This is a genomic window from Frankia sp. R43 (assembly GCF_001306465.1).
GTDB classification, from domain to species: domain Bacteria; phylum Actinomycetota; class Actinomycetes; order Frankiales; family Frankiaceae; genus Parafrankia; species Parafrankia irregularis.
This window is the reverse complement of the sequence record NZ_LFCW01000005.1, coordinates 317,191-332,199: the sequence shown is the minus strand read 5'-3', so window position 1 is coordinate 332,199 and position 15,009 is coordinate 317,191. Positions and strand designations below refer to the sequence as shown.

At 69.8% G+C, this 15,009-nt stretch carries 12 protein-coding genes; 8 read left to right on the top strand and 4 right to left on the bottom strand.

Going from position 1 to position 15,009, the window contains the following annotated elements:
• Nucleotides 1-64 precede the first annotated feature (64 nt).
• Together ACG83_RS22400 and ACG83_RS22395 are read left to right on the top strand one after the other, a co-directional pair.
• Nucleotides 65-886, top strand: coding sequence for an SDR family oxidoreductase (locus ACG83_RS22400; RefSeq protein WP_054568200.1), 822 nt, complete (start codon nt 65-67; stop codon nt 884-886).
• A gap of 276 nt (nt 887-1,162) precedes the next feature.
• Entirely contained in the window at nt 1,163-2,677 is a 1,515-nt protein-coding gene (locus ACG83_RS22395) for a DHA2 family efflux MFS transporter permease subunit (protein WP_054568199.1), read from the top strand.
• Here ACG83_RS22395 and ACG83_RS22390 read toward each other — a convergent pair.
• Nucleotides 2,654-4,204, bottom strand: a complete 1,551-nt coding sequence (locus tag ACG83_RS22390; RefSeq protein ID WP_200931359.1) for a hypothetical protein — start codon at nt 4,202-4,204, stop codon at nt 2,654-2,656. The two genes, ACG83_RS22395 and ACG83_RS22390, sit on opposite strands and share 24 nt — an antisense overlap.
• Nucleotides 4,201-4,713: a hypothetical protein gene (locus tag ACG83_RS22385; protein WP_152991492.1), complete on the bottom strand. Its 513-nt coding sequence runs from the start codon at nt 4,711-4,713 to the stop codon at nt 4,201-4,203. Before ACG83_RS22385 ends, ACG83_RS22390 begins: the two co-directional genes overlap by 4 nt.
• Before the next feature lie 330 nt (nt 4,714-5,043).
• Here ACG83_RS22385 and ACG83_RS22380 point away from each other — a divergent pair, with 330 nt between their 5' ends.
• Nucleotides 5,044-5,412, top strand: a complete 369-nt coding sequence (locus ACG83_RS22380; protein WP_054568197.1) for an RNA-binding S4 domain-containing protein — start codon at nt 5,044-5,046, stop codon at nt 5,410-5,412.
• 24 nt (nt 5,413-5,436) lie between these two features.
• Here the strand turns inward: ACG83_RS22380 and ACG83_RS22375 are convergent, their stop codons facing one another.
• Nucleotides 5,437-5,922: an HIT family protein gene (locus ACG83_RS22375; protein WP_054568196.1), complete on the bottom strand. Its 486-nt coding sequence runs from the start codon at nt 5,920-5,922 to the stop codon at nt 5,437-5,439.
• 551 nt (nt 5,923-6,473) lie between these two features.
• On the opposite strand from ACG83_RS22375, the gene ACG83_RS22370 reads away from it, so the two are divergent.
• The 3 genes from ACG83_RS22370 (at nt 6,474) to ACG83_RS22360 (ending at nt 11,822) form a co-directional block, all read left to right on the top strand.
• The gene (locus ACG83_RS22370; RefSeq protein ID WP_054568195.1) at nt 6,474-8,855 is read left to right on the top strand and encodes a hypothetical protein; all 2,382 of its coding nucleotides are present in this window, start codon (nt 6,474-6,476) and stop codon (nt 8,853-8,855) included.
• Nucleotides 8,856-9,061: 206 nt separating this feature from the next.
• Nucleotides 9,062-10,477 carry a glycosyltransferase family 4 protein gene (locus ACG83_RS22365; protein WP_054568194.1) on the top strand — a complete coding sequence of 472 codons (1,416 nt, stop codon included), beginning with the start codon at nt 9,062-9,064 and terminating at the stop codon, nt 10,475-10,477.
• Nucleotides 10,478-10,634: 157 nt separating this feature from the next.
• Nucleotides 10,635-11,822: an ABC transporter substrate-binding protein gene (locus ACG83_RS22360; RefSeq protein WP_347280148.1), complete on the top strand. Its 1,188-nt coding sequence runs from the start codon at nt 10,635-10,637 to the stop codon at nt 11,820-11,822.
• Nucleotides 11,823-11,898: 76 nt separating this feature from the next.
• Here ACG83_RS22360 and ACG83_RS22355 read toward each other — a convergent pair whose 3' ends face one another.
• On the bottom strand, nt 11,899-12,612 hold the full coding sequence (locus ACG83_RS22355; protein WP_054568192.1) for a DUF2599 domain-containing protein: 714 nt from the start codon (nt 12,610-12,612) through the stop codon (nt 11,899-11,901).
• Nucleotides 12,613-12,884: 272 nt separating this feature from the next.
• Between ACG83_RS22355 and ACG83_RS22350 the strand changes: the two genes are divergently transcribed.
• Both ACG83_RS22350 and ACG83_RS45475 read left to right on the top strand, forming a co-directional pair.
• Nucleotides 12,885-14,450 carry an acyl-CoA synthetase gene (locus tag ACG83_RS22350; RefSeq protein ID WP_054568191.1) on the top strand — a complete coding sequence of 522 codons (1,566 nt, stop codon included), beginning with the start codon at nt 12,885-12,887 and terminating at the stop codon, nt 14,448-14,450.
• Nucleotides 14,451-14,810: 360 nt separating this feature from the next.
• On the top strand, nt 14,811-14,987 hold the full coding sequence (locus tag ACG83_RS45475; RefSeq protein ID WP_158230837.1) for a hypothetical protein: 177 nt from the start codon (nt 14,811-14,813) through the stop codon (nt 14,985-14,987).
• Nucleotides 14,988-15,009: the final 22 nt, after the last annotated feature.

Below are 15,009 nucleotides of genomic sequence, written 5' to 3'. Positions count from 1 at the left end.
CACCGTACGGGGCGCAGCCGTATAGTCCCCACCGTTCTGGGAGCGGCAAGACGGAGGTCGTCAGGTGGACAAGGACATCGTTGTCGTCATCGGCGTGGGCGGGATGGGGCGGGCGATCGCTCGCCGGATCGGCAACGGCCGCAAGATCCTGCTGGCCGATGTCAGCGAGGGCGCGCTCAGCGTGGCCGACGTGCTGCTGGGCGAGGGGCAGGACGTCGTCACCCAGGTCGTCGACGTCTCCAGCCGTGACTCGGTGGCCGCGCTCGCCGACACCGCCGCCGGGCTCGGGCGGGTGACCCAGATCGCGCACACCGCCGGCCTGTCCCCGACGCAGGCGTCGACCGAGGCGATCCTGCGGGTCGACCTGCTCGGCGTCGCGCTGGTGCTCGACGAGTTCGCCCGGGTCGTCGCCCCCGGTGGTGCCGGAGTCGTCATCGCGAGCATGGCCGGCCACATGGGCGGCCTCACACCGGAGGAGGAGCGGATCGTCGCCGTGACACCCACGGACGAGCTGCTCGCCCTGCCCTTCTTCGAACCCGACGTCCTCGGCTCGCCGGGTGCTGCCTACTCCAGGTCGAAGCGGGCCAACATCGTGCGGGTGCAGGCCGCGGCCGGGCCCTGGGGGGACCGCGGCGCACGGGTCAACTCGATCAGCCCGGGGGTCATCTCCACTCCCATGGGCCAGGAAGAGCTGGCCGGGGAGTCGGGGGAGCAGATGCGGATGATGGTGTCGATGTCCGCGGCGAAGCGTCTCGGCACCCCGGACGACATCGCCGCCGCCGCGGCCTTCCTGCTCGGCCAGGACGCCAGTTTCGTCAGCGGCACCGACCTGCTGGTCGACGGCGGCACCGTCGCCGCCATCCGGCCGCTGCTGCCGGTGGGCTGAGCTGCCGATGGGCTGGGCTGCCGGTGGGCTGAGTTGGGCTGGGCTGCCGGCGGGCTGATCAGGACGGCTTGACCTGAACCTCGGTTGAGGAAGGAGGCTGGCCCGACTGACGTGCCGGCCGGGTCCTCCCCGCTGGCCTCGCGGGAGGAGACAGCAGTGGCCGTGCTGCCAGCCAGGCCGCCGAGCGCGGACGACGGGTCCGCTCCATCTCCGGACACATCGGGAGGCGCAGCGGGCGGTGCCTCGTCCGCGGGAACGCCCGGGATCCGGCCCCGGATGGTCTTCGCCGCGCTGATCCTCGGCGGTCTGCTCGTCGTCCTGGACATCACGATCATCAACGTGGCCATCCGGACGCTGGCTCGGGACCTGGAGGTCTCGCTGCCGGTCATCCAGTGGGTCTCGACCGGCTACACGCTGGCTCTCGCGATGACGGTGCCGACCAGTGCCTGGCTGGTGGGCCGGTTCGGGGTCCGTCGCGTGTACGTCGGTGCGCTCGGCGGCTTCGTGCTGGGATCGGTGCTGTGCGGGCTGGCGTGGGACATCGGATCGCTCATCGCCTTCCGGGTGCTCCAGGGCGTCGGCGGCGGCCTGGTGCAACCGGTCGGGATGATGATCGTTTTGCGGGCGACGCCCCCCGAACGGCGGGGGCGTGCGATGGGCCTGCTGGGGCTTCCGGTTCTCGTCGGGCCGGTGCTGGGGCCGACCCTCGGCGGTTGGCTGGTCGAAATCTCCTGGCGATGGATCTTCCTGGTGAACCTGCCCGTGGGCCTGGCCGCGCTGCTGCTTGCCGCGCGGGCGCTGCGCCCCTTCACCGGCTCGGCGGGTGATGCCGCCGCGGCAGCCGGTGGTGCTGTCGGTGATCGTGCGACCGGCCCACGACTTGATGTCGCCGGTCTCGCCCTGGTCGCGCCCGGCCTGGCCCTGTTCGTCTTCGGGCTGGCCGAGAGCGGTCGCCTGGGAACGGTCGCGTCCAGCTCCGTGGTCGTGCCCGCCCTGGTCGGCATCGCGATGGTGGCCGGATTTGTGGTCCGTGCCCTGAAGACACCGGCTCCGCTGGTCCGGATCACGTTGCTGGGGCGGCGGGCGGTCGCCTCCGGCGCGGTCACACTGGTGCTGTTCTCGTCGGCCTACTTCGGATCGATGCTCGTCCTGCCGCTGTACTGGCAGGTCGCACGGGGGCTCAGCCCGGCGGAGACGGGCATGCTCGGGATACCGCAGGCTCTGGCCACCGGCCTTTCGCTGCAGGTGGCAAGCCGGCTGGTCGATCGGCTGCAACCGGCGCGGGTCGTCGGATTCGGTATCACCCTGGCCACCTCCGGGCTGCTCGCCGCGGTGCTTCTGCTCGACGCCAACACTCCGTACTGGCAGCTCATGCTCGCGATGTCGGTCACGGGTGTCGGGGCCGGTTCGACGATCATGCCGACCATCACCACCGCGCTGCGTAACCTCGATGATCGGGACTCCCCGTCGGGGAGCACGCTGCTGAACATCACCAGCCAGGTCGGCGTGTCGATCGGCACCGCCGCGACCTCGGTCGTGCTGGCCTCCGGCCTCGCCTCGCGAGGGCTCGCCGCGGTGCTCGCCGGAGGAGAGACCGGCGGTGGATCTGACACCGCTGTACCAGGCGCAGGCCCGGCGCAGGCGGCTGTCGACGTCGCAGCGGGCTTCGCGGCCGCCTGCCGCACCACCCTCGGCGTGCCTTTGGTTCTCATGGCAGGCGCTCTGGTCGCGGCCCTGACGGTGCTCCCTCGCCGCGCCAGCCGGACCTCAACAGCCGTCGTCGAAGGGTAGCCGGCCCAGCTCCCAACCGGTGTCCTCCCAGGTGTCCTCCCGGCCGGCGCCCACCGCGGCCTGGCCGCCGCCCGCAAGCTCGCCGGTTGCCGGCGGCGGCAGCCGCACGGTCGAGTGGTCGGTCATGGCCTCCTTCCCGGCGGCCGATTCGAGAATCACGGAGAGCTCGGTCGTTTCGGCGCTGGTGAGCTCGTGCAGCAGCGGAAGGCAGACCAGCAGCTCCGACATCGGCACCTTGCTCGGGCCTCGGGGCGCGACGATCTGCGCGGTGAAGTCACAGACGAGATTTCTGTCCCGGGTGACCGGAATCCGCGCTCTGGTGACACGTGCGTCCGGGCCGAGCGACGCGGCGAGCGCGGCGAGGCGCTCGTCACGGGTGATGTCGATGCTCTCGTCCGACCGGTAGACGATGCTTCGACGGTCGGCGGTGATCTCCAGCTCGGCCACCACGGTGCCGGCGGCCCGCTCGAGCAGGACCGCCAGACTGATTCCGCGGGTGCGCGCCCCGGATGTTTTCCGGCGCAGCTCCTCGACGGAGGTGTCGAAATATGCGGAGAAACCCGCGGAAAGCAGTGAGAGGAGCTTTCTCTCGATCGCCCATTCCAGGGCGGCCGGCTCCTCGGTCGGGCTGTCCGTTGTTTGCTGGAGGTGGAACGCGCGGGCCCAGAGGACGTCGATGTTGTGCGTGATGAAATGCTGAAGGTTTCGGGTCGAGCGGCCGATCTTCAGCCGGGTGAGCTGCTCCAGTGTCGCGTGCCGGCCCAGCCGCCGCCAGAACTCCGGGTCGACGATCTCGTCGCCGCTGAGAAGGAACTCCAGTGCGCTGTCCGCGATCTCGCCGGACAGGTCGCGGACACCCGGAAACCGTTCGATACTTCCGCCGGACCCGACCCACACCGCCTGGAGGAACTGGTTCAGCAGGCGGGACTGCCGCCGACGAAGCCTGGCGGTGACGATGTCCGTCGCGTGCCTGGTGCCCTCGACCGCCAATGAGCGTGCCGCGTCGATACCCTGGCTGAACCCGTCGGCGATGAGGGATGCGTTCTCGGCGTCGAGGAATCCGCGCCCGTCCTGGGTGAGAGCCGTGGAGATGATCCGGACGTCGGGCGAGCGGTCCCGCCGCTCGATCATCGTGGCGAGGCCGTCGGCGTCGGTGAGAAGCGTGTTGACGGCGCCGGTCTCCGCCGCGAGGCGGGCCTGGGCCGCGCGGGCGTTGCGGTGGTGCCCGATGCTGAAGACGATCGGCTCACGGTCCTCGACAAGGGCGACATCGCGGGCGAAGTAGTCGGCATCGCCGCTGAACTTCAGGTACATGAATCGCTGGCCGGCGGCCTCGTCGTCCGGCCATTCCAGTACGAAGTCGGGCATGTACGAGTGATTGAAATATCCTGTGTCGCGGATTCGCGCCGACGTGTCGGTCGCCTCGATCTCGCGTGCGACGACGGATTTTATGCCCTGGATGCTTTCCCGGGTGCTTGATATGCCGAGTGCTGCTTCCAGTGCGGCGGCGTAGGTCGGGGTGGTCATCCGGCTCCCCTCTCGATGCCTACCGCCCGAAGTATACTTAGGTTCTCGGTGGAGATCACCAGCTTCTCCTGTCGTTCGGAGAGCACGATGATCCACAGGCGTTCCGCCAGGAGCTCGCAGGTCTCGTCCGAGATCTGGTCCACCGGGTGGTTCGACGGGTGGTTCGACGGGCTTCCGAAGACCCGTCTGCGGTGCAGCTTCACAGCCGATCGGATCTCTCCGGGTGAGCGGAGGTCTGACCAGCGGGTCACCAGGAAGGGGGCCCAGGTGATCCACATGAAGTGGTCTATTCGCGTGGGCTGCAGCGTCAGCGCGCGGTAGCATTTCGCGAGGAACTCCACATAGAGGGTTCCCTGGTCGTGATGGCCGTCGTAGAACTTGGACTCGGCCACGAACTCGTGGCCCTGGAACTCGCCGCCCAGCAGAACTCCGCCGAGGTCGTAGGAGAAGCTTCCACCATCAGCCCACCGGTAGCTCAGCTTCGCCACTGCCACTGGCTCGGGAGTCACATAGTAGACGTTCGCACGGGTCGTGGCCTCGAGCCAGAGCTTTGCCCGGCGGGCTCCATCCGCTCCACGCTGGTGCAGCTGCTCCCCCGCCACGGTTGTCGAGGGTATCCGACCCAGGTGGGCGTAAAGGCCGTCAACCGGGGCCTCTGGTGGCCGTTGGCGACCGGGATTCCTGGCCGCTGCCCGTCCCGGCCGTGTTGACCAATGTGTTTTCGCAGGTGGTGGACTTGTCCGTGGCGAAAGTGATTGTCTTCGGTCGCGTTGGCGGCTCGGCTGGCGGTTTCACGATCAGGCTCGCCACCAGCGCTGTCGGTTCGTAGCATCCTCTCCATGACGTCGGAGGAAGGGACCACACGGGTTGACATCTGGATCTGGTCGGTCCGGCTCGTCAAGACCCGCACGATGGCGGGGGATGCCTGCCGGGGTGGTCACGTCCGGCTCAACGGTGAGCGGGTGAAACCGGCCCGGCCCGTGCGGGTCGGGGACGAGGTCCGGCTCCGGCAGGACGGCCACGAACGTGTCGTGGTGGTGACCAAGGTGCTCACGAAGCGGGTCGGCGCCGCTGTCGCGGCGGAGTGCTACCTCGACAACAGCCCGCCACCACCGGAGCGCCAGCCGCTGATGGCAGTGCGTGATCGGGGTACGGGGCGCCCGACCAAGCGGGACCGCCGAGCGGTGGAACGGCTCCGTAACCGCTGAAGGTCACGGAAAGGATCACTCGGCCTACGCGGTGGTCGTGATCCGTGCGGCGAGCGCTCGGGCGAGGTCGTTCATCGCCGCCTCGGGCACCCAGGCTGCCGAAGGCTCGCGCAGGTATCGGAAGATCGACGGGCCGCGCTCCTCGACGGGAACGTCGTGCGCCCGGGGAATGACATGCACGTGCAGGTGGTCGAATCCCGGGGCCTCGGAAAACGCCGCGACGTAGGTTTTCGCGCACCCTGTCACGTCGGTCAGCGCCAGGCTCAGCGTGCGGCACAGAACGCCGAGTTCGGCGGCCGCGGCCGCGTCCAGATCGGCGATCGTGGTGATGTGTCGACGGGCGACGAGCACCAGCCAGCCCGGAAGCGCGCAACGGATGGCGTGTGCCGCGCGCCATCCCGCACCGACCAGGATTCGCTCGCGGATCGGCAAGGTGGCCAGCGAAGCCTCCTGCCTGCATGAATAGCAGCTGTCCGAACCAGTTGCTTGGTCGTCGAGCACGATCGTCATCCTAGGAGAGCCGGACCCCTCGCCGGCCCGTATTCGACAATGAGCCTCGGTACTCGGTACTCGGTACTCGGCGACGGCAGCCTGAAGCCGCGGCTCGAAGATCCGGGGATTTTCGTCGTTCCACGACCGGGATCCTCATGTCCTGCCACCCGGGTGTCACGGGAGGCCGTGAACACCTGGTTTGGCGGTGGTGCCCCGGTCGGTGCGGCTTGCCTGTGGGCGCCGCGGGCCACCAGCGAGATCGGCCAGCGGCGTGGCGTGGCGACATGACGGCGTGGCGTGGCGACGCGGCGGCGCGGCCGGCTGATCCGCATTGGCCTATGTGGCCAGCTCAGGGCACTGAAGTGACACTTTTCCGACCCCGTTGCAGGAACCCGTCAATGGTTTTCTATCATTCCAGGTACTGCATACGGATCATTTGTTGCAAACGGCTGGGTGCGAGCAATCCGCCCAGCGGCCTTGGATGGGGTCGGGCAGGTACATGATCGGAAAAGGTTCGCACCGCACCGTGGCCTGCGCGTGACAAACGCCGCCAACTCCCACCGCGGCCGATGACCATCGAGCCGATGACCGTCGACACCACGGTCGACGAGTCGACCGTCCACGTGTCGACGGTGCGCGAGGCGCCCCTCGACGAGGCGGCACTCGACAAGGCTGCCGTGGTGGGGGCGTCCCGCAGCCTCGGCGTACGTGGGCGGGTGGTGTCGCGACCCGCACGCACGAGGCGGACCCGCCTGCGGCTCTCGCGTCCGGCGATCGCCGTCACCGTGCTCGCACTGCTGTCGTTCGTCGGCAGCGTGCTCCTGCAGAAGATCCTCTTCCCGGACGGTTCCGGTGACGCGGACGAAGCCGCCTACGTCCTGCAGGCCCGGATGTTGCTCCAGGGGCGGCTGACCCTGGACGCCACGGTGGTCGAGCCGTTCTTCCGGCCCTGGCTCACCGGTGAGCACGACGGCAGGGTGTTCACGAAGTATCTACCTGGCTGGCCGGCGATGCTCGCCGCGTCGCAGGCGCTGTTCGGGACGATGGTGGTCGCGCCCGCGGCGGTGGCGGCCGGTTGGGTCGTCGGGACGTTTCGGCTGGCCAGAGAGCTGTTCGCCGATGTGCGCACGGCGCTCATGGCGGCGGCGGGCGTGGCCCTGTCGCCGATTGTGCTGCTGCACACCGCACTTCCGCTTGCGTACGCCGCGGGTGCGGCGACGCTCGTGCTCGCGGCTGCCGAGCTTCTGCGCGGGGCCCGGACCGGTTCGCGGCCAGCACTGCTCCTGGGCGGTGCCAGCGCGGGCTTCGCGCTGCTCATCCGGCCGTTCGACGCGGTCCTGGTACTTCTCCCGGTGCTCGGGCTGGTGCTGCTGCGGGCACGGCAGCTGACCGGCTCGGAATGGTCAGAGCCGGTGGTACGGCGGGGGGCGCTGTCGGGGGCCCGGGCGTGGGTGCGGGTCCGGGCGCGGACGATGGCGCATCGCGCGGGCTGGGCCGGGATCGGTGCGCTGCCGTTCGTGCTGGTGGCGGCGGCCTACTGCTGGTACGTCACGGGATCACCGCTGCGCATGCCCCTGTCGGCCTCTGATCCGCTGGACCGCTTCGGCTTCGGGCCGCGGCGCATCCTGCCGTCCGAGTCGAGTTTTCTGTTCACCCGCCGGCTGGCGCTGGACGCGCTACGCGAGACCCTCGCTGCCGCCCCCAGCTGGTTGTTCGGTGGCACCGTCCTGGTGGGGTTGGCGGCCGCTGGCCTGTTCGCGCCACGGCGCCGGCCCGAACGGATCATGCTTCTGGCCGCGGCCGGCATGGTGCTCGGTGGCTATTCCTTCTGGTGGGGCTCCGCGTTCGCGATGCCGGGCCTGCGTAACGGGCTCGGGCCGCATTACCACCTCGCCGCGTTCACCCCGGTCGTCATCCTCGCGGCCGAGGGCGCGCGGTGGCTCTGGGGCCTGTCGCGGCGCCTCACCGAGTGGCTGGGCCTGGCCGGGCGTGCGGTCGGCGAGCGTGCGGTGGCCGGGCGCGCGGTGGGCCGGCGCGCGACGGCCGGGCAGGTGATGGCCGGGCGGGCGGGGGACTGGTGGGCGGCGGGGTTGCACCTGGCCCGGCCGGGGGTGGCCGTGGTCGCCGGGGTGGGACTCCTCGCGATCACCTGGTCGAGTCTGCCGGGGCGCATCGACGTCCAGCGTGGTGTCAACGAGAGCAATCATTTTGTGGACGAGTTGATCCCTGACGAGCTCGACACACCCGCGGTGATCCTGGTGACGCCGCAGACCCCGAGCCGGTACACCCAGATCCCGTACCACACGCTGCGGAACTCCCCAGATCTTGATGATCCGGTCGTCTACGCGGCGGACATCGGTCCCGGCTCGGCTGCGCTGCCCGACCGGATGCCCGGCCGGACGATCTACCGGCTGCGGCCGGAGGAGATTGTCGACCCGACCGTTCCCGGCAGCTTCCGTGGCTCCTTCGAAGCGTTGCGGCGGGTCACCGGCACTCGTATCGAGATCCAGGTGAACGTGCGGGCACCCGTTGGCGCGGGCCAGGGCCAGGGCCAGGGGCTGGGGCAGGAGCCGCGACTGTACGTGCGGCTCGGTGGTGCGCTGCGGGCGCTCGACGGTGCCACCAGCCACACCTTTGTTCTCACCACGAGCGATCTGGCGACCGGTCCGGACGAGATCGGAATCTCGCCGGCGTCGCCGCCCGAGGAACTCGTCGTGGGTTACGCGGACGGCTCCGGCGCCGGGGCCGCCGTCTGGGAGGAACGGATCCCGATGGTCCAGCGCTCAGACGGCGAGCTCGCGCTGCTCGCTCCCGGGCTCGGCTGGCGGCGGCTGCGCACGGCCTCCGGTACCGAGTGGATCGCGGCGGCGACCCGGCCGGTGCTGCAGGTCTCACTGACCCGGCTCGATCCGGGCCTTTCGGGCCGGGCCGCCACCGGTGGCGGCCGGTAGAGGTCCGACATCCAGGTCGTATCAGGTACACAGCGAGAGCTTGGCGACAGCTCGCGTCGAATTCCGCCGGGCGCTCACGCAGGTGACAAGGAAGGTTGTCGTGCGACCGGCCGGGCCGGCCGACCCAAGTAGCCTTTGCATGCTCTTTCCGGTACTTGACTTCTTCCGGTACCTGATCCGCTCCCAGGTCCGGGTCTGGGGATGCGATGGGGCTACTCGGAACATTCAGGAACCTAACGGTTCTCTTCTTCTGCGAGCAGTATCCGCCCATTGTCTGGGATGGTGCCGGAACGTACACGGCGGCTCTTGCCGCCGCCCTTGTCGGGCTCGGGCACAACGTGCACGTTCTATGTGCTCAGGGGCGGCGGATCTCGGACACCGTGGAAAACGGAGTGCACGTGCACCGGCGGCCGTTGCTGCAGGCTCCGGCGACCCGTGCGCTGGGCGGCCTCGGTTCCCGGCTGCGCGGCCCACTCCACCCGCGTGACTCGCTCGCGCTGCGGGCCAGCCTCGCGGTCTCCTACAGCTTCTGGATGCGCCAGCTCCAGCTTCGGCCGGATGTGATCGAAACACAGGACGGCGAGACCCGCGCCCTCATCGAGGCGGTCTGCCACACCCGGCCGCTGGCCATCCACCTGCACTGCCCGACGATGCTCGCGGTCCGCCTCGCCGGGCAGCCGATCGGCACCCGCGGCCTGGTCGCGGACCGGCTCGACCAGGTCTCGGCGCGGCGGGCCGCCGTCGTGACCGCACCGTCCCAGCTGCTCGTCGACGAACTGCGCCGGGACGGCTGGCTGGGCGACCGTGCGGTCGAGGTGATCCCCAACCTCTTCGACGCCACGCCGTGGCGTGGGCTGCCGGACGCCGGGGCGACCGAGCCGACGATCGCCGTCGTGGGTCGGCTGGAACCGTTCAAGGGCGTCGACGTGCTCCTGGACGCAGCCGCCCGGCTGCGGGCCGCAGGCGTGACGCACCGCCTCGTCGTCGTGGGTCGGTCGGCGGGTGCGATCGGCGGGGTGGAGTCCGGCACCTGGCTGCGGGGCCGGGCCCGTGAGCTGGGTGTTGACGCCGAGTTCACCGGTCACCTGACGGCCGCGCAGATCCGTGAGGTCTTCGGCCGGGCCCGGGTCGTGGCGGTGCCCAGCCGGTTCGAGAGCTTCTCCCTCGTCGCCGTGGAGGCGATCGCGGCTGGACGTCCCGTCGTCGTCACGAGCCGGACGGGAGTCGCGCCGTTCGTGCAGCGCTGGAACGCGGGAACTGTGGTCCCGACCGGTGACCCGGCCGCCCTGGCAGACGCGCTGGCGCCCTTCCTGCTCGACGCCGGCTGGGCGGCCGCGGTCGGCGAGCACGGCCGGCACGGTGTCACCGAGCTCGAACCCGAAGCCATCGCCCGCCGCAAGGAGGCCGCCTACCTGCGCGGAATCAAGGAATTTCGCGCGCGGCAACGGGGCGCCACGACGATTCGTCCCGGTCTCCGTCTCCGTCCTCACCGTCGGCCGGCTGGCTGGCTCCCGGAGCCGAGACCGCCCGCCGCGGACGTTCGGAGCCGAGATGGCGCAGCGAGCCGGCCGGAACACAGATCTCGTATCGACATGCCGGAGTCGCCAGCCCGGACCCGCTGAGCGGCGGCGTGGCCTGACCACGTGACGCACTGAGAGCGGGTCTGTGTCGAAGGTGCCTTTTTCGTTAGAATTTTGCCGATATAGGGGATGTGCTGCTGTCTGTGAATAAGCGAGAGGGCCCATCATGCGCTTGTGTCGTCAGGCTGGCCTGTTAGGTATGGCGGCCGCCGTCCTTGTCGCCGCGAGTGCTGGCTGCTCGGCTACCAGCACTGTCGACAGCCAGGGTGGCGCCGCCGAAATCTGCACGAGCCCCGGGGTATCGGCGGACCAGATCACGTTGGGCTTTGTCTACCCCGACTCCGGCCCGGGCAGCGACGCACTGTCCTCGACCCGTGCCGGTGTCGACGCCCGGCTCGGCCTCGCCAACGAGCAGGGCGGAATCCACGGCCGGCGGATCGTCTATGACTGGCGGGACGACGCCACCTCGCTGACCCAGAACGTTCAGGTCGTCACGAGCCTTGTTCACGACGAGTCCGTCTTCGGCCTTCTCACGGCTTCGGTGACGATGGGCGACTCGATGGCCGCTCTTTCCGCGGACGGAGTACCCGTGGTCGGGCTTGCCGCCGAGTCGTCCTGGTCGAACTATCTGAACATGTTCAGCTTCGTCTACGCGGACTCGCCCGAAGTCGTCGCGCAGTATGTCGCTACAAGCGGCGCGGTCAGAGCGGGCATTGTCATCACCGGCGACGCGCCCTCGACGCTGCAACTGGCGGCCAGGTACACCTCCGCGCTGGCGTCGGTGGGCATTGCGTCGGAGTCGGTCCCCTTCAACCCGGCGGTCGACAGCGCCACCCAGACGGCGCGGCGCCTCGCGGCGTCGGGCGTGAACGCACTTGTCGGCCTGTCGAGCCTGGACGATCTCGCCACCATCATGCAGGCCGCTCACACCACGGGAATGGAGATCGCCGCCAGTGTCGCGCTGAGCGGGTACGACCAGCGATTGCTTGCGGCCAAGGGGAAGCAGCTCGCCGGTGTTTCCTTTCCCGTCGCCTTCCGCCCGTTCGAGTCCGGCGGCCCCGCCATCGACCGCTATCGGCAGGCCATGAACGCGTTCGCGCCACAGGCCGGCGGGCCCGACCAGCAGTTGGCGATGTTCGCGTACATCTACACCGACATGTTCCTGCGCGGCCTGGAGCTGGCCGGCTCCTGCCCCACCCGCCAGGGATTCATCAACGCGTTGCGAGGGGTCACCGACTACGACGCGGGCGGCCTCATCTCCCCGGTGAGCCTGCGTGACAACATGGGCAAACCGAGCCCCTGTTCGGCGATCGTCCAGATAAATCCCGCCGGCGATGCCTTCGACGTCGTCAGGCAACGCGTCTGCGCCGACGGGACGAGCAGCTGATCCGGTTCCCGGCGCCGGTGTTCGGGCAGCGCTGTGCCGGGTAACGCTGCGCCAGGCAGCGCTGTGCCGGGCGGCGCTAGGCGTGCTCGCCGGTGGGCTGCGAACGGGGCGGGACGCCGTCCGGGCGGTAGGTCTTCATCGGGGTGGTGGTCGGGTCGGTGCCCAGGGTGTTGCCGCAGCGGGTGGAGATCCACCGCCGGCGCCCCGGAGTCGGCCGCCAGCTCTCGATGTCGAACGTCGTCCCGGTCGCGTACCGCTCCCCGCCGGACCCGGGGACCAGGGCGAGGAACTCGTGGCAGCGGAGCTGGTCCTGCAGGCTCTCGGTCACCGTGGAGTCCAGCGTCCCGACGCACCTGTTGATCGCCGCCCACATCTCCGAGACTGCTCCGTCGCGGTCATCGGCGTGCCGCGCCGCGTCGGTGGGCCACAACGAGATCCGGAAGTCGCCGCCGGCCCACCGCTGCACGGTGATCTCCTCGGCGTAGCGGCTCGCGCCGCAGTAGGGCGCCGCGCCCGCGCCCGCGCCGTCGGGCCGGGCCGCGGGCGCGGAGGCGGCGGCTGAGGCCGGCCCGGTTGCCGAGGCTGTGGCGGTCGGGTCGCGGTCCGACGAACCGGCGCCGGTCGAGTCGCGCGGTGTGCCGGTGGCCGGCCCGGTGGTCCGCTGGTCGCCGGGCGCTCCGGCGTCGGAGGCTTTGTCGCTGCCCCCGGCATTGGCCACCGTGATCGCCACAGCAGCCAGCAGCCCGGCAGTGCCGATCAGGCCCACCGTCGATCGGCGCTGCTGTGTCATTTGTTGAGCGTAGGGCCTGCCTGGAGGATTGCCCGCCGGATCGGCGACAGGGCGCCGGGGGTGTCCTGACCTCGATGTCAACACCTATCTCCGGTTCGGAGAATCTGATATTACGTCCAGAAGAGCGTCGTTCCGCTCGGCACGAATGCTGCTTCCGCAGCGGAAGGTGGCCGTGGGTCTGGTGGGTGGCGGTCTGCCGGCGGTGCCCCTGCGCCGCGGGGAACCGCCGGTTGCCCGCGGCGGTCACCCGCACCGCAGGAACCGGAGGATCCATGTACCCGCCCGACTTCGTGACACTGACCCCCGACAAGCCCGCGGTGATCCTGACCGGTGGCCCCGACGGTGCGGACCGCGTCCAGACCTACCGTGAGCTGGCCGAGGGTTCCGCGCGGTTGTCCCGCTTACTCGTCCACTCGGGCCTGCGCCCGGGTGACTGCCTGGCGATACTCGCCGAGAATCATCTGCGCTACTTCGAGCTGGTGTGGGCGGGTCTCAACTGTGGCCTCTACATCACTCCGATCAACTCCCACCTCACCGCACCCGAGGTCGCCCACCTGGTCAACGACAGCGGTGCGAAGGCACTGGTCACCACGCAGAAGCTGGCCGGTGTCGCGGAGGGGATCGTGGCGGAGACGCCAGGGGTCCTGCGCCGGCTCATGCTCGACGGGTCGTCCGAGCACCACGAGGATCTCGACGTCGCCACCGCCGGCTACGACAGCGGGCCCCGCGAGGACGAGATCCGCGGCTCGTTCATGCTTTACAGCTCGGGGACCACCGGCCGCCCGAAGGGCATCCGTTTCCCGCTGCCGGACACTCCCGCCTCCGCCGGCGACGTCCAGCTGCTGAACGGGACGGTGCGGATGTACGGCCTCGACGCCGACTCCGTCTACCTGTCGCCCGCGCCGCTGTACCACGCGGCACCACTGAGGGTGTCGGCCGTGTTGCACAGCATTGGGGGAACCGTCGTGGTGCTCCCGAAGTTCGACGCGCAGGAGGCGTTGAGCGCGATCGAGCGGTACCGGGTTCTCGCCGCGCAGTGGGTGCCGACGATGTTCGTCCGGATGCTCAAGCTCGCCCCGGAGATCCGGAACCGTTACGACCTGTCGAGCATGCGCATCGCCCTGCACGCCGCGGCGCCCTGCCCGGTCGACGTGAAGCGCCGGATGATCGAATGGTGGGGGCCGATCGTCTACGAGTACTACTCCGGCTCGGAGAACTTCGGCAGCACCGGTATCTCCAGCGAGGAATGGCTCGCCCACCCCGGCTCGGTCGGGCGCGCCCAGGGCGGCGGTGTGCTGCACATCTGCGCCGAGGACGGCACCGAGCTGCCCGCCGGCGAGACCGGGGCGGTCTACTTCGAGAGCCCGGGTGCCGGCTTCAGCTACCACAAGGATCCCGGGCGGACCAAGGCCGTGAGCCACCCCGCCCATCCGGGCTGGCGCACACTGGGCGATGTCGGTCATGTCGACGAGGACGGCTATCTCTACCTGAGCGACCGGCGTGACTTCACGATCATCGCCGGCGGTGTCAACATCTACCCGCGGGAGATCGAGGACGTCCTGGTCATGCACGACGAGGTGGCGGACGTCGCCGTGTTCGGAGTCCCGCACCCGGAGCTCGGTGAGCAGGTCAAGGCCGTCGTCCAGCCGGCGACCATGGCCGACGCGGGGGACGCGCTGGCGGCCCGCCTGCTGGACTACTGCCGGGACAGGCTGGCCCCGTTCAAATGGCCGCGCTCGATCGACTTCGTGCCTGAGCTGCCCCGTCTCGACAACGGCAAGCTCTACAAGAAGGCGCTTCGGGACGTCTACTGGGCTACCGAGTCGTCCAGCGTGTAGCGGCGGCCCGTCCGCGTGGTGCGGCCTGTCGGAGGCACCTGGAACGCGGCCTCGGGTTGTGGACGAGCAAAATCGCCGGATGATTCGAAATCCGTACGTAATGGGCTCCTGGGCGATTGTCATCGTTGGCTGATCGGTGCGGGGCAACGGACTCCTCTGGATACGGCCGGTGGGATCCAAGGCCCCATTCCTCGGCGGTGGTTCGTCCTTTCCAGGTGGGGCCAGAACCGGCCGCGTGTGCGGCGACGCCGTGCGACACTTCTGGCAGCGAAGCCAGCTACGTTCCCGCGGCGTGCCGTCGTGATAGCGGCCGTCGCCTCGCACCGGTGGTCAGCCATGCCCGAAAGGAGACCGACGGTGATGACCCAAGGCCCGGTCAACATCCAGAGCTCATTCCTGGACCTGAGCGAACTCAGCCTTCGTGACCTGCGTCATCGCCACGACGTCGAGTTCGATGACCGACTGCGCCGGATCCTGGCGGTCATCGACGAACCGGACAGTCGGCTGATCGGGGGCATTCGGGCCGGGTGGGTGTGACCTACCGCCCAGCAACGGGCGT